Source organism: Burkholderia mayonis (genome assembly GCF_001523745.2).
In the GTDB taxonomy this organism is placed as follows: Bacteria; Pseudomonadota; Gammaproteobacteria; order Burkholderiales; family Burkholderiaceae; genus Burkholderia; species Burkholderia mayonis.
Genome location: NZ_CP013387.1, coordinates 755,621 through 773,099 on the forward strand (window position 1 = coordinate 755,621; position 17,479 = coordinate 773,099).

Here is a 17,479-nt window from a genome sequence, read left to right on the forward strand (position 1 = left end):
CAAGGGGAGGGGCGCGGGATCAGCTCATTTGCCGAGCAGATGCGGGAGATTACGCCATGCCTATCGAGAAACAGGTCGTAGCGCTGCCGAACGGACTGAAGGTCCACGTCGAGCGTCACGTGTTCGATCCGGCCTTCGAGACGGTCATCCTCGTCAACGGCGCGCTGGCGACGACCGCGTCGTTCGGCCAGACGATCCGTTACCTGGGCGAGCGCCTGAACGCGGTGTGCTTCGACTTGCCGTACGCGGGGCAGTCGCGGCAGCACAATCCGGGCGAGTACATTCTGACGAAGGACGACGAGGTCGAGATTCTGCTGCACCTGGCCGAGCGGTTCGAGCCGAGTTTTTTGCTGTCGGTGTCGTGGGGAGGGGTGGCGTCGCTGTTCGCGCTGGCGCGGGGGTGCGCGAGCGTGCGCCGGGCGGTGATCGCATCGTTCTCGCCGTTTTTGAACGACGCGATGACGGACTACGTGACGCGCGCGCGCGACCACATTGCGGCGGGCGAGAACCTGAAGGCGGCGCAGCTCCTGAACGACACGGTGGGGCGCTACCTGCCGCGGATCATGAAGCTGTACAACTACCGCTACCTGACGAAGCTGCCGCGCAAGGAGCAGGACCAGGTGGCGTTCCACGTCGACCAGATCCTGTCGATGCAGCCGGAGCAGTACCTGCCGGAATTCCACAACATCGGCTGCGACGTGAAGTTCGTCAACGGCGAGCTGGACGAGTACACGACGGCGTCGGACGTGCGCCGGCTCGGCGCGTACGTGCGCCGGGCGGAGTTTGCGACGATCCGCCAGGCGGGCCACTTCCTGGATCTCGAAGGTCGGCAGCAGCAGGAGCAGGTACGCTCGATGCTCCTGAGCTTCTTCGGCGAGGAGCGGGCGAGCGGGGCGCGGGACGCGGCGCAGGGCGAGACGCTCGCGCCGCTCGGGCAGATGCCGGCGCTGTCGTAGCGCGCGGCGGTCCAAGGCAGCCGGGACAGGGGTGTGCGTGTCGACGTTCGGCGCGCGTCGTTCCCGGCTCGTTCAAACAGGCAAATCGGCGTGATGCGCATCGGGCCTTGCGGCGACGGAAGGCCAAGGCGAGGGGCGTTCGTTGGACGGAAGCGCGCGGCGGTGCGTATCGAGCGCCAGCCGATGGCGGCCGATCCGGTCCGCCACGGCCCGCTGCGCGCGTGCGTCGGCTGCCGCGCTGCATTGAGTGACGAAGCGATGTCGAAAGTAATCGTGACGGCGATCGGGTCGGCGGGGGACGTGCACCCGCTGCTCGGGGTGAGCCGGGCGCTGGCGGCGCGCGGCCACGAGGTGGTGTTCTGCACGCATCCGCCGTTCGAGGCGGCGGTGCGGGCGAGCGGGTTCGGGTTCGAGCCGGTGGGCACGGCGGAAGACTATGCGCAGGCGATGGCGGACCCGGCGCTGTGGCATCCGCGGACGTCGTTCAGGACGCTGTGGCGGGTGATCGCGCCGGTGGTGCGGCCGCACTTCGACGTGCTGCGTTCGCTGAGCGACGCGGACACGGTGCTGGTGGGCACGCTGTGGGCGTTCTCGGCGCGGCTGATGCAGGAGCGCTACGGGACGCGCTACGTGTCGGTGCAGGTGTCGCCGTCGACGCTGCTGTCGGCGCACGCGCCGCCGACGCACAAGCGGCTGACGATCCCGAAGGGCTTGCCGCTGGCGGTGAAGGCGGGGCTGATGACGCTGATCGAGCGTCAGGTGCTGGACCGGGTGTGCGGGCCGGAGCTGAATGCGGCGCGGCAGTCGCTGGGTCTCGGTCCGGCGCGGCGGATCCTGGGGCGCTGGCTGCATTCGACGGACGGGGTGCTGTGCCTGTTTCCGTCGTGGTTTGCGGCGGCGCAGCCGGACTGGCCGGCGAATCATCTGCAAAGCGGGTTTCCGCTGTTCAACGAGACGGGGGCGCGGGACGCGGACCCGGAGCTGGACGCGTTCGTCGCGTCGGGCGATGCGCCGGTGGTGTTCACGGCGGGCTCGACGCGGGTGGACGGCGCGACCTACGAGCAGGCGGTGAGGGCGGTGCTGCGGACGACGGGGGTGCGGGGGATCCTGCTCGCGCCGGACGCGCCGGCGGCATCGGAGGGGACGACGGGGCCAACGAGAACGAAGACGAATGGAGCGCAGCCGGATGGCGTATCGCTGCTGAAGCGGCGCTACGTGCCGCTGGCGGCGCTGCTGCCGCGGTGTCGCGCGCTGGTGCACCACGGCGGGGTTGGGACGGCGTCGCTGGCGTATGCGGCGGGGGTGCCGCAGGTGGTGACGCCGTTCGCGCACGACCAGTTCGACAATGCGCAGCGGGTCGCGGCGAGCGGCTGCGGGGTGAGGCTGGACGCGCCGGTGCAGGGCGAGTCGCTCGGCCGGGCGCTGCTGCGAGTGCTGGGCGATGAGGCCATCGCGGCGCGCTGCGCGCAGGTGCGGGCGCGGATGGAGGCGGAGCCGAACGGCTGCGACGAGGCGGCGCGCTTCATCGAGCGCTTCGCTCCGAGCGTCGCGGCGCGGCAGGCGCAGCCGGCATGAGCGGGCAATCGATGTCGGCGCGCGTACCCGCGAACGACGCCGATTCGGCGGCAAGCCTTCCGTCGCACAACGAACCCGCCGCCCGGCCGCTGCGCGGCGCGAGGCTCGCGCTCCTGACGTTCGCGCTGTCGCTCGCGACCTTCATCGAGGTGCTGGATTCGACGGTGGCGAACGTGGCGGTGCCGGCGATCTCGGGGAGCCTGGGGGTGTCGAACAGCCAGGGCACGTGGGTGATCAGCTCGTACTCGGTGGCGGCGGCGATCGCGGTGCCGCTGACGGGCTGGCTCGCGCGGCGGGTGGGCGAGCTGAGGCTGTTCGTCGGATCGGTGATTCTGTTCACGCTGACGTCGCTGTTGTGCGGGCTCGCGCGGGACCTGGAGATGCTGGTCGCGTGCCGTGCGCTGCAGGGGCTGTGCTCGGGGCCGATGGTGCCGCTGTCGCAGACGATCCTGATGCGGTCGTTCCCGCCGGCGAAGCGCACGCTCGCGCTCGCGCTGTGGGGGATGACGGTGCTGCTCGCGCCGATCTTCGGGCCGGTGGTGGGGGGCTGGCTGATCGACAACTTCTCGTGGCCGTGGATCTTCCTGATCAATTTGCCGATCGGGCTGTTCTCGTTCGCGGTGTGCACGCTGATGCTGCACCCGGAGGCGCAGCGGGGCGAAGCGAGCCCGATCGACGTGCCGGGGATCGTGCTGCTGGTGATCGGGGTGGGGGCGCTGCAGGTGATGCTGGACCTGGGGCGCGACCGGGGCTGGTTCGATTCGTCGCTGATCACGACGCTGGCGATCACGGCGGCGGTGTCGCTGACGTCGCTGCTGATCTGGGAGGCGGGGGAGGTGCATCCGGTGGTGGATCTGAGCCTGTTCCGGGAGCGGACCTTCACGTTCTGCGTGGTGATTATCTCGCTGGGGATGATGAGCTTCTCGGTGGTGGGGGTGGTGTTTCCGCTGTGGCTGCAGGCGGTGATGGGATACACGGCCTATCAGGCGGGGCTGGCGACGGCGTCGATGGGCGTGCTGGCGCTGGTGTTCTCGATCCTGGTGGGGCTGTACGCGAGCCGGGTGGACGCGCGGGTGCTGGTGACGTTCGGGTTTGGGGTGTTCGCGGGGGTGATGTGGTGGAGCACGCACTTCACGCTGACGATGACGTTCGCGCAGGTGGCGACGCCGCGGCTGATCCAGGGGATCGGGCTGCCGTGCTTCTTCATTCCGTTGACGGCGGCGACGCTGTCGCGGGTGCCGGACGACAAGCTGGCGGCGGCGTCGAGCCTGTCGAACTTTTTAAGGACGCTGTCGGCGGCGTTCGGGACGGCGCTGAGCGTGACGTGGTGGGACAACCGTGCGACGTACCACTACGCGGTGGTGTCGCAGTCGGTGACGCGTGCGTCGGAGAACACGCAGCGGTACGTGGACACGCTGCACGCGATGGGGATGCACGGGGCGCGGGAGCTGAGCTCGCTGCACCAGGTGGTGCGGCAGCAGGCGTACATGATGGCGACGAACGACATGTTCTACATGGCGAGCGGGACGTGCCTGCTGCTGGCGGGGCTGATGTGGCTGACGCGGCCGAAGCGGGGGGCGGCGACGACGCTGGGGCATTGAGGCGGTAGCCGCCGCGTTCCTGATTCGTCGAAGCCGAAGCCGAAGCCGAAGCCGAAGCCGAAGCCGAAGCCGAAGCCGAAGCCGAAGCCGAAGCCGAAGGGCGATGCGTCGAAGTCCTGACGACTTGAGGCATCGAAGCGGCGACGAAGCGACAACGAAGGAAGCACGATGACGACCTTGGGTGCGCTGGTGATTCTGTATTACCCGACGGACGAGCAGCTGTCGGGGCTGGAGGCGCTCGCGCGCGACAGCGACGCGCTCGTGGTGGTCGACAACACGCCGCAGGCGCACCCGTCGGCGCGCGAGCGGGTGCGCGCGCTGGCGTCGCGGGCGAACGTCGTGTGGCGGCGCCACGGCAACCGTGGCGGGGTGGCGGGCGCGTACAACGCGGGGCTGTCGGCGCTGTTCGCGCAGGGCATCGACGCGGTCGCGCTGTTCGACCAGGATTCGACGGTGCCGGCGACGTTCCTGGCGCAGATGCGCGACGCGTGCGCGCGGCTGGGCGCGGGCGCGTTCATCGCGGGGCCGCGGATCTACGACGCGAACGATCAACGGTTCCTGCCGGAGCTGATGACGAGCGGCGTGACGGTGCATCGGGTGCGGGTGGAAGGCGAGACGGCGCCGCAGCGCTGCGCGTTCCTGATCTCGTCGGGCAGCGTGATCTCGCGGGCGGCCTATACGGAGCTGGGGCGGTTCGACGAGGCGCTGTTCATCGACCACGTCGACACGGAGTATTGCCTGCGGGCGCTGGCGCGCAACGTGCCGCTGTACGTGGTGCCGTCGCTCGTGCTGACGCACCGGATCGGCGCGCGCCGGCGGCACCGGGTGGGGCCGTTCGAGCTGAGCGCGATGCACCATTCGTGGCAGCGGCGATATTACAGCGCGCGCAACGCGATGCAGGTGGGGCTGCAGTACGGCTTGCGGTTCCCGGTCGCGCTGGTGCCGAATCTGCTGACGGTGTGGCAGGTGATCCAGGTGGTGCTGTGCGAGCGGGAGAAGGGGGCGAAGCTGCGCGGGATCGCGCTGGGCGTGCTCGACGGATTGTTCGGTCGCCTGGGGGCGATCGACGCAGCGCGCTCGCGCGGGGCGGCTTGGGCGTCCGTGCCGCAACGCAGCACGGGTCAACCGGAATCGTCAAGCAGCCCGAACGAAGCTCGCCGCGACCCGATGCCAAACGATTTGAGTCACGATGGCGAGATCGCAGCGAGATAACACCGGAATCAGCTTGCCGACGCAACCAGACCGTAGGCGGAAGATCTGTCGAACTTGACGCATTCGACGTTACACCATGACCAACGACCCGGCGCGCACGAAGGACACCCGACGCGGATGAATCAGGACGCAAAGAGAACGACAGTCGGACGCGCGGCGAGCTGGCTCGCGCTCGCGGCACTCGCATGGACGCTCGCCGGCTGCGTGCCGTCGGGCTTCAAGCCGACGCTCGCGCCGCGCGAGCCGGACGACGACGCGCTCGCGCGGACGACGGGCGGCGCCACGCACGGCGCGTGGCCGAGCCCCGACTGGGTCGGGCAGTTCGGCGATCCGCAGCTCGACACGCTGGTCGGCGAAGCGCTGCAGCGCAACCCGACGCTGCAGGCCGCGCAGGCGCGGATCGGCGTCGCGCAGTCGCAACTGCAGCAGTTCGAGTCGCTGACGGGCCTGACGGCGACGGCGGGCGCGTCGCTGAGCAAGGCGCACCTGCCGCGCTCGGGCGGCACCGTGAACACGGTGGTGAACGGCTTCCCGGTGTCGGTGCCGCTCGTCGGCGAATCGGTGATGTCGTCATCGTCGCTGTTCGTCGGGCTGAACTACCAGCTGGACCTGTGGGGCAAGAACGCGGCGGCGACGCGCGGCTTGATGTCGATGCGCGACGCGGCGCGGGTCGACGCGGAGCAGGCGCGGCTCACGCTGTCGGTGGCGGTGGTGACGCTGTACGGCGAGCTGGACCGGGCCTGCGCGCTGCGCGACCTGCTGCAGCAGAAGCGCCGGTCGAGCGAGCAGGTCGAGACGGTGCTGCGCGAGCGCGCGGCGCGCGGGATCGACAACGGCTACGACGCGGACGACGCGGCGCTCAAGCGCAGCAAGCTGCTCGAGCAGATCGCGCTGACCGACGAGCAGATCCAGTTGCTGAAGCTGCAACTGGGGGTGCTGACGGGCCGGGGGCCGGAGCGTGGGCTGTCGCTCGCGCGGCCGAAGCTCGCGCCGCTCGCCGACGCACCGCTGCCGGCGCGGCTGCCGGCGGCGCTGCTGGGGCGGCGGCCGGACATCGTCGCGGCGCGGCTGCGGGTGGAATCGGCGTACGCGGCGATCGACGGCACGCGCGCGTCGTTCTACCCGGACGTGAACCTGGCGGCGCTGGGCGGACTGTTCGCGCTGACGCCGGCGTCGCTGTTCTCGCGGGATGCGCTGGGCGGCTCGATCGGGCCGGCGCTGTCGCTGCCGGTCTTCGATCGCAGCCGGCTGAAGGCGAAGCTGGGGGGCGACGTGGCGAACGCGGACGTGGCGCTGGCGCTGTACAACCAGACGGTGGATGGGGCGCTGGGCGAGGTGGCGCGGCAACTGACGTCGCTGTCGACGGTCGATGCGCTGCTGAAGGAACAGCAGCAGGCGGTGCGGTCGGCGCAGCGGATGGTGGCGCTGGCGGAGGACCGGCACCGGCGGGGGATGGGGATGCAGAAGGACGTGAACCTGGCGCGGCTGACGCTGCTGGACGAGCGGGCGCACGCGATCGAGCTGCAGGCGCGTCGGCGGACGCTGCGGGTGGGGCTGATTGGTGCGCTGGGCGGCGGCTTCGACGGACGGCAGGCGAGCGGCGCGCCGCTCGCGCAGGCGGGCAAGCCGTTCGCGGCGGCGTCGCGGCCGGCCGAGCCGGCGCACGATTGATCGACCGAGCGCATGCACGACGACCCCGCCGATGACCCCGCCGATGATCCCGCCGATGGCCTCGCCGATGGCCTCGCCGATGACCCCGCCGACATGGGCAAGCATGCCGCTCACCCGAACCTATCCAACACGAACGCATCCAACGCCATCACCATTGTGTATACGAGAGATTCGAACGATACCGCCGTCGCGCATGCCAGCGCGTCGGACAAGACCGCCGTCGACGCTGAGCACGCCGAGCACGCTGAGCACGCCGAGCCGCCGCCCCATGGCGCCACGCCACCGACGCACGCCAAGACCTTGAACGACACCGCCACCGACACGCTGCGCGCGAAGACGCCAAACGACACGGCGAGCGCCGACGGCTCGTCCGCGAAGCATCCTGCCACGGACGGCGCGCCCGCCCGCCCCGGAGACGCCGCGCTCCTGGCCGCCCGCCGCGCGACGCGCCGCCGCCGCTTCACGCTGTTCTTCGGACTGCTGGCGATCCTGGCGCTGGCGGCGGGGCTCTACTGGTTCCTCGTCAGCCGCTACAGCGAGGAGACCGACGACGCGTACGTCGCCGGCAACATCGTGCAGATTGCCGCGCAGATCCAGGGGACGGTGACCGACATCCTGGTGACCGACACGCAGCAGGTGAAGGCGGGGCAGGTGCTGGCGAAGCTGGACGACGCGGACGCGTCGGCGGCGTTCGCGCAGGCGCAGGCGCAGCTCGCGCAGGCGGTGCGGCAGGTCGCGAACACGCGGATCTCGATGGGGATGTACGAGGAGACGGTGAAGGCGCGCGAGGCGGACCTGAAGCTCGCGCAGCAGGCGTATCGCGCGCGGGCGGGGGCGTCGGTGGAGGTGGTGGCGCCGGAGGAGCTGGCGCGGGCGAAGTCGAACCTGGCGAACGCGCAGGCGGCGCTGGCGGGCGCGCAGGCGCAACTGGACGCGGCGCGCGCGCTGGGCAGCGAGCGGCCGGTGGAGCAGAACCCGTCGGTGCAGCAGGCGGCCGCGCAGTTCAGGCTTGCGTACCGGAATCTGAAGCGGACGACGATCGTGTCGCCGGTGGACGGCACGGTGGGTCAGCGGACGGTGCAGATCGGCCAGCAGGTGGGGCCGGGCGTGCCGCTGATGTCGGTGGTGCAGTTGCGGCAGGTGTGGGTGGAGGCGAACTTCAAGGAAGGGCAGATCCGCCACATGCGGGTTGGCCAGCCGGTGCGGCTGGAGTCGGATCTGTACGGCTCGCGGGTGACGTATCGGGGGCGGGTGGAGGGCTTCTCGGCGGGGACGGGGAGCGCGTTCTCGATGCTGCCGTCGCAGAACGCGGCGGGGAACTGGATCAAGGTGGTGCAGCGGGTGCCGGTGGTGATCTCGCTGGAGCCGTCGGAATTGACGGCGCATCCGCTGCGGGTGGGGCTGTCGATGCGGGCGACGGTTCAGACGAAGGAACGCGGCGGCCATCTGCTCGACGGCGAAGCGCCGCTGCCGGGGCTGCGCACGCGGGTGCACGACGGCTATGCGGGCGATGCCGATGCGGCGGCCGAGGCGGTGATTCGGGCGAATGACGGGGGGAGGTGAACCGGCGTTGCGGGCGTCGATCGATCGGGCGAGCGATGGATGCGCGTCGGGCCCATCGCGATGACGTTCACGATTCACCCCACGTCGTCAAGTTTCGAGACGACAACTGGCGAGTACCTTGTCGCGCCGGCTTTGGAGCGACGCAGTGACGCAGTGCGAATGTCGGCTCAAGCTGCGGCGCGCGTTTTTCGTCACAATCTCCGCATCGCGGGCGGTTGCGCATCCGGTTCGATCGAGCGCGTGCGTTGAGGTTGAAATGCAACCAGCCCCAGTCCTTGCCGGATATTTCCGCGGGATTGGCCGAGTCGCTGACGAAGCAGGTGCGTGTCCTTCGCAGATTCGACCTCCAGCAGTTTCCACTGTTCGGTGCTTTCCTTGAGCGCGGCGAGCGAGTGCGTTTCGATATCGAGAATCGGCAAGTTCGTGAGGGAAACTTGCTCTGTGCCGAATATTCAAACTGGTTTCGAGAAACGATGACCGGCGCGGTCGCCGGCCGAACGGATGGAGCCCGTTCGAGGGGAGATCGTGAAGGTGAATCTGAAAGCGCTGTCGGAGGCGCTCGGCTTGTCGCGCACGACAGTGAGCCGCGCGACATCGTGTTTCAGCACCGGGCGGCCACGGTGCTGCAGCCGACCGGGTACGCATCAGGCCGGGCGATCGCCGCCGAGCTGATGGTCGGCATCATCGCGGATCCGGCCGGTGTCGCGCATCGGCTCGCGTCGCCCGTCGTCGAGCCGGGCGATACGGACGGGCCGGCACGCGGTTGATGCGCGGCCTGACGCGGGGCGGGGGCGCGGCCCATCCACGCGTGGCCGCACGCTGCACTGCGCGACGCCCTGTGCGCGCAACGCCGCACCGCCGTCGACACCCTTGCCACCATCGCCGCTTCGTTCGATGTCGGCCGCAGTCAAGCCGATGTCGGTTTTTGGACGCTCGGCCCCCCGGCTCGCGGACTACCCTCGAAAAGCTCGCTGCAAGCCCGTCCGACGCGCCCGAACGCGCGGGCCGGGCGACGCGCGGCGCACCGCCAACGAGACATGGAGACAATGCGATGAGCAGCAACCGAGGTGTCGTGTATCAGGGACCGGGCAAGGTCGAGGTGCAAAAGATCGACTATCCGAAGATGGTCGATCCGAGCGGCCGCGCGATCGGCCACGGCGTGATCTTGAAGGTGGTCAGCACGAATATCTGCGGCTCCGATCAGCACATGGTGCGCGGCCGCACGACGGCGCCCGTCGGGCTCGTGCTCGGTCACGAGATCACGGGCGAGGTGATCGAGGCCGGCCGCGACGTCGAGACGCTGAAGATCGGCGATCTCGTGTCGGTGCCGTTCAACGTCGCGTGCGGCCGCTGCGCGATGTGCAGGGAGCAGCACACGGGCGTGTGTCTGAACGTGAACCCGTCGCGCGCGGGCGGCGCGTACGGCTATGTCGACATGGGCGGCTGGATCGGCGGCCAGGCCGAATACGTGCTCGTTCCGTACGCTGACTTCAACCTGCTGAAATTCCCCGACCGCGATCAGGCGATGGCGAAGATCCGCGATCTCACGTGCCTGTCCGACATCCTGCCGACGGGCTATCACGGCGCGGTGTCGGCCGGCGTGAAGCCCGGCTCGACCGTCTACGTCGCGGGCGCGGGCCCCGTCGGGATGGCGGCCGCCGCGTCGGCGCGCCTGCTCGGCGCCGCCTGCACGATCGTCGGCGACATGAACGCCGAGCGTCTAGCGCATGCGAAGGCGATGGGCTTCGAGGTCGTCGATCTGTCGAAGGACGCGACGCTCGGCGAGCAGATCGAGCAGATCCTCGGCAAGCCGGAGATCGATTGCGCGGTCGACTGCGTCGGCTTCGAGGCGCACGGTCACGGCTCGTCCGGCCACGCGGAGGAGGCGCCCGCGACGGTGCTGAATTCGCTGATGGAAATCACGCGGCCCGCCGGCGCGATTGGCATTCCGGGCCTGTACGTGACGGACGATCCGGGTGCGAAGGACAAGGCCGCGCAGCACGGCAGCCTGAGCATCCGCTTCGGCCTCGGCTGGGCGAAGTCGCATACGTTCTTCACGGGCCAGACGCCGGTGCTGAAGTACAACCGCAACCTGATGCAGGCGATCCTGTTCGACCGGCTGCCGATCGCGAAGATCGTCAACGTGTCGGTGATCTCGCTCGACCAGGCGCCGGAGGGCTACAAGAAGTTCGACGGCGGCGCGCCGCGCAAGTTCGTCATCGATCCGCACGGCATGCTGAACGCCGCCTGATGCACGCGCCGGAAAACCAGCACGGCCCGCCGGTCTGGGGACCCGGCGGGCCGTTCGTTTCGGGTTCCGAAGCATGCGAAGCAGACGCGCGCCGCAACGGTCGCGCGGCGCGCTCAGGCGTGCAGCAACATCGACGGCACGGGCGCGCCACTCGCCATCGCAGGTTGCGCGAGCGGCGCAACCTGCTTGCGGCGCTCGCGCGTCGGCGCGGTGCCGAACGCGTCGCGATAGCTCTTGCTGAAGTGGCACGCGGACTGAAAGCCGCACGCCATCGTGATGTGCATGATCGACATATCGGTCTGCAGCAGCAGCTCGCGCGCGCGGCGCAGGCGCAGCATCAGGTAGTAATGCGTCGGCGTCATCCCGAGATGCTCGCGGAAGAGGCGCTGCAACTGCCGCTGCGACATGTTCGCGAGCCGCGCGAGCTCTTCGCGCGACAGCGGCTCTTCGATGTTGTTCTCCATCAGCGAAATCACTTCGAACAGCGACTTGTTCGCGGACCCGAGCCGCGCGACGAGCGGCATCCGCTGCTGCGCGCTCGTGTCGCGCACGTGCTCGACGATGAATTGCTCGGCGATCTGCGTGACGCGTGCGGTGCCGATTCGTGCGGCGATCAGGTTCAGCATCATGTCGAGCGGCGCGACGCCGCCCGTGCAGGTCACGCGGTCGCGGTCGATCACGAACAGTTCTTTCAGGAAGCGGGTGTCCGGAAATTCTTCCTTCAGCGCGGAGAGATTCTCCCAATGGATCGCGCATGCATAGCCGGCGAGGAGGCCCGCCTTCGCGAGCGCGTAGGTGCCGGTGCACAGGCTGCCGAGCGCGACGCCCGCGCGCGCGAAGCGGCGCAGCGCCGCGAGATGCTCGGGGCGCGTCGCGTGCTGCACATCGACGCCGCCGCAGACGAACACGATGTCCGGCTGCCCGGCGCAATCGGCCGGGCCGGTGTCGACCGAGAGCCCGTTGCTCGCGCTGACCGAGCCGCCCTCCGGGCTGATGATCGACCAGCGGTACAGCGGCTGCCCGCTCAGGTAGTTGGCCATCCTGAGCACTTCGATCGCGTTCGTGAACGCGATCATCGTGAAATTGGGCAGCGGCATGAACGCGAAATGAGACAGCGACGCGGTGCGGTCGGGCGACATGGGGAGGCGTTCCTTGAATCTGGTCTTGATGCAGCCGGGGCGCTCGGCTTGCGTATTGTGAAATCGAGCGCAACAAGCGTGCCATACGGCTAAACCCTAGATCGGCGCGATTGCCTGTCGGCTGTGTTTCGCTGCACCGCACCGCAACCGGGAGCGGCTGCGCAGCGCGGGTGCAGCGGCGGCACCTCGCCAGTGCCGGACGGCATGCGGGAGCCCGGGACCGCCGACGCAAAAAACGCACGATCGGTCACTTGTTCAAAAGTGACGAACATGTCGGAAAAGGGAAAGAAAGCGTCTGAATTCATCAATCGGCGAAAAATCCGAACGACAAGAATAGAGCCGTCGGCAGCCGCTGCGGCGGGACGCCCAAACGCCGTGCGGCGGGCCTTCGAGCCCGCCCCGGCGCCCCTCAAAATCCAGTGACGAGACGCCCTATGTCGAACGCCAATCCTTTCTTCTCGCAATCGCTCGCCGAGCGTGACGCGTCCGTGCGCGGCGCGATCCTCAAGGAACTCGAGCGGCAGCAGTCGCAAGTCGAGCTGATCGCGTCGGAGAACATCGTGTCGCGCGCGGTGCTCGAGGCGCAGGGCTCGGTGCTGACGAACAAGTATGCGGAAGGCTATCCGGGCAAGCGCTATTACGGCGGCTGCGAATTCGCGGACGAAGTCGAGGCGCTCGCGATCGATCGCGTGAAGCGGATCTTCAACGCCGGCTATGCGAACGTGCAGCCGCACTCCGGCGCGCAGGCGAACGGCTCGGTGATGCTCGCGCTCGCGAAGCCGGGCGATACGGTGCTCGGCATGTCGCTCGACGCGGGCGGGCACCTGACGCACGGCGCGAAGCCGGCGCTGTCAGGCAAGTGGTTCAACGCGGTCCAGTACGGCGTAAACCGCGACACGATGCTGATCGATTACGACCAGATCGAGGAGCTCGCGCAGCAGCACAAGCCGAGTCTCATCATCGCGGGCTTCTCCGCGTATCCGCGCAAGCTCGACTTCGCACGCTTTCGCGCGATCGCCGATTCGGTCGGCGCGAAGCTGATGGTCGACATGGCGCACATCGCCGGCGTGATCGCCGCGGGCCGCCACGCGAATCCGGTCGAGCACGCGCACGTCGTCACGTCGACGACGCACAAGACGCTGCGCGGACCGCGCGGCGGCTTCGTGCTGACGAACGACGAAGACATCGCGAAGAAGATCAACTCGGCGGTGTTCCCCGGCCTGCAGGGCGGTCCGCTGATGCACGTGATCGCCGGCAAGGCGGTCGCGTTCGGCGAGGTGCTGGCCGACGACTTCAAGACCTACATCGACCACGTGCTCGCGAACGCGCAGGCGCTCGGCGAAGTGCTGAAGGCGGGAGGCGTCGATCTCGTGACGGGCGGCACCGACAACCATCTGCTGCTCGTCGATCTGCGTCCGAAGGGCCTGAAGGGCGCGCAGGTCGAGCAGGCGCTCGAGCGGGCGGGCATCACCTGCAACAAGAACGGCATCCCGTTCGATACCGAGAAGCCGACGATCACGTCGGGCATCCGCCTCGGCACGCCGGCCGGCACGACGCGCGGCTTCGGCGTCGCGGAGTTCCGCGAGGTCGGCCGGCTGATTCTCGAGGTGTTCGACGCGCTGCGCGCGAACCCGGAAGGCGACCGCGCGACCGAACAGCGCGTGCGCCGCGAGATCTTCGCGCTCTGCGAGCGCTTCCCGATTTACTGAGCGCCGCGCCTCAGCACGACGACCGACCCACGCGCAGACCAGACTGGAGAATCCATGAGCACGCTGCATCAGGACAGCATCATCATCGATGGCCTGAACATTTCGAAATTCGAACGCTCGGTGTTCGAAGACATGCATCAAGGCGGCGTGACGGCCGCGAACTGCACGGTGTCCGTGTGGGAGAACTTCACGAAGACGGTCGACAACATCGCGCTGATGAAGAAGCAGATCCGCGACAACGGCGAACTGCTGACGCTCGTGCGCACGACCGACGACATCTTCCGCGCGAAGCGGGAAGGCAAGACGGGCGTGATCCTCGGCTTCCAGAACGCGCATGCGTTCGAGGACAACCTCGGCTATGTCGAGGCGTTCGCCGACATGGGCGTGCGCGTCGTTCAGCTCTGCTACAACACGCAGAATCTCGTCGGCACCGGCTGCTACGAGCGCGATGGCGGACTGTCGGACTTCGGCCGCGAAGTGATCACCGAGATGAACCGTGTCGGGATCATGGTCGATCTGTCGCACGTCGGCGGCAACACATCGTCGGAAGCGATCGCGTTCTCGAAGAAGCCCGTCTGCTATTCGCACTGCCTGCCGTCCGGCCTGAAAGAGCATCCGCGCAACAAGAGCGACGCGCAACTGAAGGAGATCGCCGAGGCAGGCGGCTTCGTCGGCGTGACGATGTTCGCGCCGTTCCTGAAGCGCGGGATCGACGCGACGATCGACGATTACATCGAAGCGATCGATTACGTCGTGAACCTGATCGGCGAGGACGCGGTCGGCATCGGCACCGACTTCACGCAAGGCTTCAGCGTCGACTTCTTCGACTGGCTCACGCACGACAAGGGCCGCTACCGCCGGCTCACGAATTTCGGCAAGGTCGTAAACCCGGAAGGAATCCGCACGATCGGCGAATTCCCGAACCTGACGGCCGCGATGGAGCGCGCCGGCTGGAAGGCGTCGCGCATCCGCAAGATCATGGGCGAGAACTGGGTGCGCGTGTTCAAGGAGGTCTGGGGCGCGTAGACGTCCGCTTTCTTCGTTTTCAACCGATTCGATTCAGGACGCGCCCGCTCGACGAGCGACGGCGCGCGGACGATGCCGCGCGTGCGCGAAGACGCCGCGCGTTTTACCCCACGGAGTCACACGATGCAACCGCAACTGCCGATCGACGTCGATCCGAACACCGGCGTCTGGACCACCGACGCGCTGCCGATGCTATACGTGCCGCGCCATTTCTTCACGAACAACCATACGGCGGTGGAAGCGGCGCTCGGCCGCGACGTCTACGCGGACATTCTCTACCAGGCCGGCTACAAGTCGGCGTACCACTGGTGCGACAAGGAGGCGAAGCAGCACGGGATCGCCGGCATGGCGGTGTTCGAGCATTACCTGAAGCGCCTGTCGCAGCGCGGCTGGGGGCTGTTCTCGATCATCGAGGCCGATCCGGCGAACGCGCGCGCGAAGATCGAACTGCGCCACTCGTCGTTCGTGCTCGCGCAGCCGGGCAAGGAAGGCAAGCTCTGCTACATGTTCGCCGGCTGGTTCGCGGGCGCGATGGACTGGGTCAACGACACGGCGCGGGCAGGCTCGGGCGCGCCGCGCGCGCAATCGAAGGAAGCGCAATGCGCGGCCGAAGGCCACGACCATTGCGTGTTCGAAGTGTCGCCGCTTTCGCACTGACACGACATCCACCACGCCAACGTCACGCTTACGAGAACGCCAGAGGTCGCCCGCGATGCGCTATCCCCATCTGTTCAAACCCTTGACGCTGAACCAGCTCACGCTGCGCAACCGGATCGTCAGCACCGCGCACGCGGAGGTGTACGCGGAACCGGGCGGGCTGCCCGGCGATCGCTACATTCGCTACTACGAGGAAAAGGCGAAGGGCGGGGTCGGCCTCGCCGTGTGCGGCGGGTCGAGCCCGGTATCGATCGACAGCCCGCAGGGCTGGTGGAAATCGGTGAACCTGTCGACCGACAAGATCGTCGATCCGCTGTCGCGGCTTGCCGAAGCGATGCATCGGCACGGCGCGAAGATCATGATCCAGGCGACGCACATGGGCCGACGCTCCGCCTTTCACGGCGAGCACTGGCCGCACCTGATGTCGCCGTCGGGCGTGCGCGAGCCGGTGCACCGCGGCAACGCTAAGATCATCGAGGTCGAGGAAATCCGCCGGATCATCGGCGATTTCGCCGCGGCCGCGAAGCGCGTGAAGGATGCGGGGATGGACGGCATCGAGATCTCGGCCGCGCACCAGCATCTGATCGACCAGTTCTGGAGCCCGCGGACGAACTTCCGTACTGACGAATGGGGCGGCAGCCTCGAGAACCGGCTGCGCTTCGGCGTCGAAGTGCTGAAGGCGGTGCGCGAGGCGGTCGGCCGCGATTTTTGCGTCGGCCTGCGGATGTGCGGCGACGAGTTCCATGAAGACGGCCTCGATCACGAGCAATTGAAAGAGATCGCGCAGGCGATGTCCGAGACGGGCTTGATCGATTACCTCGGCGTGATCGGCTCGGGCGCGGACACGCACAACACGCTCGCGAACTGCATGCCGCCGATGGCGCTGCCGCCCGAGCCGTTCGTGCATCTCGCGGCGGGCATCAAGTCGGTCGTCAAGATTCCGGTGATGCACGCGCAGAGCATTCGCGATGCCGGTCAGGCCGAGCGCCTGCTCGCGAACGGGATGGTCGATCTCGTCGGCATGACGCGCGCGCAGATCGCCGATCCGCACATGGTCATCAAGATCCGCGACGGCCGCGAGGACGAGATCAAGCAGTGCGTCGGCGCGAACTATTGCATCGACCGCCAGTACAACGGCCTCGACGTGCTGTGCGTGCAGAACGCGGCGACGTCGCGCGAGGCGACGATGCCGCACGTGATCGAGAAGTCGCGCGGGCCGAAGCGCAAGGTCGCCGTGGTCGGCGCGGGGCCGGCCGGACTCGAAGCGGCCCGCGTCGCGCGTTCGCGCGGCCATGACGTCGTGCTGTTCGAGAAGCATCATGAAGTCGGCGGACAGATCATGCTCGCCGCAAAGGCGCCGCAGCGCGAGCAGATGGCGGGCATCGTGCGCTGGTTCGACATGGAGACGAAGCGTCTCGGCGTCGATCGGCGTCTCGGCGTCGAAGCGGACGAGAAGATGATCATGGCCGAAAAGCCGGACATCATCGTGCTCGCGACGGGCGGTTCGAGCTTCACGCAGCAGGTGCCGGCTTGGGGCGTCGCCGAAGGGCTCGCGGTCAGTTCGTGGGACATCCTGTCGGGCCGCGTCGAGCCGAAGCAGAACGTGCTCGTCTACGACGGCGTCAGCACGCATGCGGGCGCGGGCGTCGCCGATTTCATCTCGAGCCGCGGCTCGAAGGTCGAGATCGTCACGCCGGACGTGAAGGTCGCCGACGACTGCGGCGGCACGACATTTCCGATCTTTTACCGGCGTCTCTATGCGCAGGGCGTGATCCACACGCCGAACTACTGGCTCGATCGCGTCTATGAAGAGGACGGCAGGAAGATCGCGGTGCTGCGCAACGAATACACCGAGGAGCAGGAGGAGCGTGCGGTCGATCAGGTCGTGATCGAGAACGGCGTCACGCCGAACGACGCGCTGTACTGGCAGCTGAAGCCGGAATCGGTCAATCGCGGCCAGATCGACGTGCACAAGCTGTTCGCCGCCGAGCCGCAGCCGTGCCTGTCCGAGGCGCTCGGCAACGGCCGCTTCCTGCTGTTCCGCGTCGGCGACTGTATTTCGATGCACAACATCCATGGTGCGATCTACGACGCGCTGCGTCTCGTGAAGGATTTCTGA

Annotated in this window: 13 protein-coding genes and 1 pseudogene; 12 read left to right on the plus strand and 2 right to left on the minus strand. The window is 68.3% G+C overall.

Translation table 11 applies throughout. From position 1 onward, the window contains the following. Positions 1-56: 56 nt before the first annotated feature. From WS70_RS21890 to WS70_RS21920, 6 genes are all read left to right on the plus strand, one after another. Positions 57-956 carry an alpha/beta fold hydrolase gene (locus WS70_RS21890; protein WP_059598046.1) on the plus strand — a complete coding sequence of 300 codons (900 nt, stop codon included), beginning with the start codon at positions 57-59 and terminating at the stop codon, positions 954-956. Between the two features lie 258 nt (positions 957-1,214). Continuing rightward, on the plus strand, positions 1,215-2,531 hold the full coding sequence (locus WS70_RS21895; protein WP_059598078.1) for a glycosyltransferase: 1,317 nt from the start codon (positions 1,215-1,217) through the stop codon (positions 2,529-2,531). A gap of 11 nt (positions 2,532-2,542) precedes the next feature. Further along, complete coding sequence (locus tag WS70_RS21900) at positions 2,543-4,132, plus strand: DHA2 family efflux MFS transporter permease subunit (RefSeq protein WP_059598079.1); 1,590 nt, start codon at positions 2,543-2,545, stop codon at positions 4,130-4,132. A gap of 168 nt (positions 4,133-4,300) precedes the next feature. Next, on the plus strand, positions 4,301-5,344 hold the full coding sequence (locus tag WS70_RS21910; RefSeq protein ID WP_059597311.1) for a glycosyltransferase family 2 protein: 1,044 nt from the start codon (positions 4,301-4,303) through the stop codon (positions 5,342-5,344). A 117-nt stretch (positions 5,345-5,461) separates the two neighbouring features. After that, positions 5,462-7,015, plus strand: a complete 1,554-nt coding sequence (locus WS70_RS21915; RefSeq protein WP_059597310.1) for an efflux transporter outer membrane subunit — start codon at positions 5,462-5,464, stop codon at positions 7,013-7,015. 300 nt (positions 7,016-7,315) lie between these two features. Next, positions 7,316-8,578 (plus strand): HlyD/EmrA/EmrK family protein, encoded by a 1,263-nt coding sequence (locus tag WS70_RS21920; protein ID WP_082722319.1) that lies wholly within the window; start codon positions 7,316-7,318, stop codon positions 8,576-8,578. 191 nt (positions 8,579-8,769) lie between these two features. Here the strand turns inward: WS70_RS21920 and WS70_RS33915 are convergent, their stop codons facing one another. Further along, positions 8,770-8,997 (minus strand): hypothetical protein, encoded by a 228-nt coding sequence (locus WS70_RS33915; protein ID WP_059472122.1) that lies wholly within the window; start codon positions 8,995-8,997, stop codon positions 8,770-8,772. Between the two features lie 177 nt (positions 8,998-9,174). Between WS70_RS33915 and WS70_RS21925 the strand changes: the two are divergent. Beyond that, positions 9,175-9,345: pseudogene (locus tag WS70_RS21925) on the plus strand (LacI family transcriptional regulator); the annotation flags it as partial. A gap of 284 nt (positions 9,346-9,629) precedes the next feature. After that, a complete protein-coding gene (gene fdhA / locus WS70_RS21935; RefSeq protein WP_059472123.1) occupies positions 9,630-10,829 on the plus strand; it encodes a formaldehyde dehydrogenase, glutathione-independent in 1,200 nt (399 codons plus the stop codon). Positions 10,830-10,942: 113 nt separating this feature from the next. Here fdhA and WS70_RS21940 read toward each other — a convergent pair whose 3' ends face one another. After that, positions 10,943-11,968 carry a GlxA family transcriptional regulator gene (locus WS70_RS21940; protein WP_059472124.1) on the minus strand — a complete coding sequence of 342 codons (1,026 nt, stop codon included), beginning with the start codon at positions 11,966-11,968 and terminating at the stop codon, positions 10,943-10,945. Between the two features lie 434 nt (positions 11,969-12,402). Here WS70_RS21940 and WS70_RS21950 point away from each other — a divergent pair, with 434 nt between their 5' ends. The 4 genes from WS70_RS21950 (at position 12,403) to WS70_RS21965 (ending at position 17,479) form a co-directional block, all read left to right on the plus strand. After that, entirely contained in the window at positions 12,403-13,677 is a 1,275-nt protein-coding gene (locus WS70_RS21950; RefSeq protein WP_059597855.1) for a serine hydroxymethyltransferase, read from the plus strand. 54 nt (positions 13,678-13,731) lie between these two features. Beyond that, complete coding sequence (locus WS70_RS21955) at positions 13,732-14,703, plus strand: dipeptidase (protein WP_059597856.1); 972 nt, start codon at positions 13,732-13,734, stop codon at positions 14,701-14,703. Positions 14,704-14,826: 123 nt separating this feature from the next. Continuing rightward, positions 14,827-15,360, plus strand: a complete 534-nt coding sequence (locus tag WS70_RS21960) for a DUF5943 domain-containing protein (protein WP_059472127.1) — start codon at positions 14,827-14,829, stop codon at positions 15,358-15,360. 55 nt (positions 15,361-15,415) lie between these two features. Continuing rightward, positions 15,416-17,479 (plus strand): NADH:flavin oxidoreductase, encoded by a 2,064-nt coding sequence (locus WS70_RS21965; RefSeq protein ID WP_059597857.1) that lies wholly within the window; start codon positions 15,416-15,418, stop codon positions 17,477-17,479.

Excerpts from the sequence above, each read along its gene's own strand:
- WS70_RS21940 (WP_059472124.1), bottom strand. The coding sequence starts at position 11,968 with ATGTCGCCCGACCGCACCGCGTCGCTGTCTCATTTCGCGTTCATGCCG.
- WS70_RS21915 (WP_059597310.1), top strand. The coding sequence starts at position 5,462 with ATGAATCAGGACGCAAAGAGAACGACAGTCGGACGCGCGGCGAGCTGG.
- WS70_RS21890 (WP_059598046.1), top strand. The coding sequence starts at position 57 with ATGCCTATCGAGAAACAGGTCGTAGCGCTGCCGAACGGACTGAAGGTC.
- WS70_RS21895 (WP_059598078.1), top strand. The coding sequence starts at position 1,215 with ATGTCGAAAGTAATCGTGACGGCGATCGGGTCGGCGGGGGACGTGCAC.
- WS70_RS21960 (WP_059472127.1), top strand. The coding sequence starts at position 14,827 with ATGCAACCGCAACTGCCGATCGACGTCGATCCGAACACCGGCGTCTGG.
- fdhA (WP_059472123.1), top strand. The coding sequence starts at position 9,630 with ATGAGCAGCAACCGAGGTGTCGTGTATCAGGGACCGGGCAAGGTCGAG.
- WS70_RS21900 (WP_059598079.1), top strand. The coding sequence starts at position 2,543 with ATGTCGGCGCGCGTACCCGCGAACGACGCCGATTCGGCGGCAAGCCTT.
- WS70_RS21965 (WP_059597857.1), top strand. The coding sequence starts at position 15,416 with ATGCGCTATCCCCATCTGTTCAAACCCTTGACGCTGAACCAGCTCACG.
- WS70_RS21955 (WP_059597856.1), top strand. The coding sequence starts at position 13,732 with ATGAGCACGCTGCATCAGGACAGCATCATCATCGATGGCCTGAACATT.
- WS70_RS21950 (WP_059597855.1), top strand. The coding sequence starts at position 12,403 with ATGTCGAACGCCAATCCTTTCTTCTCGCAATCGCTCGCCGAGCGTGAC.
- WS70_RS21910 (WP_059597311.1), top strand. The coding sequence starts at position 4,301 with ATGACGACCTTGGGTGCGCTGGTGATTCTGTATTACCCGACGGACGAG.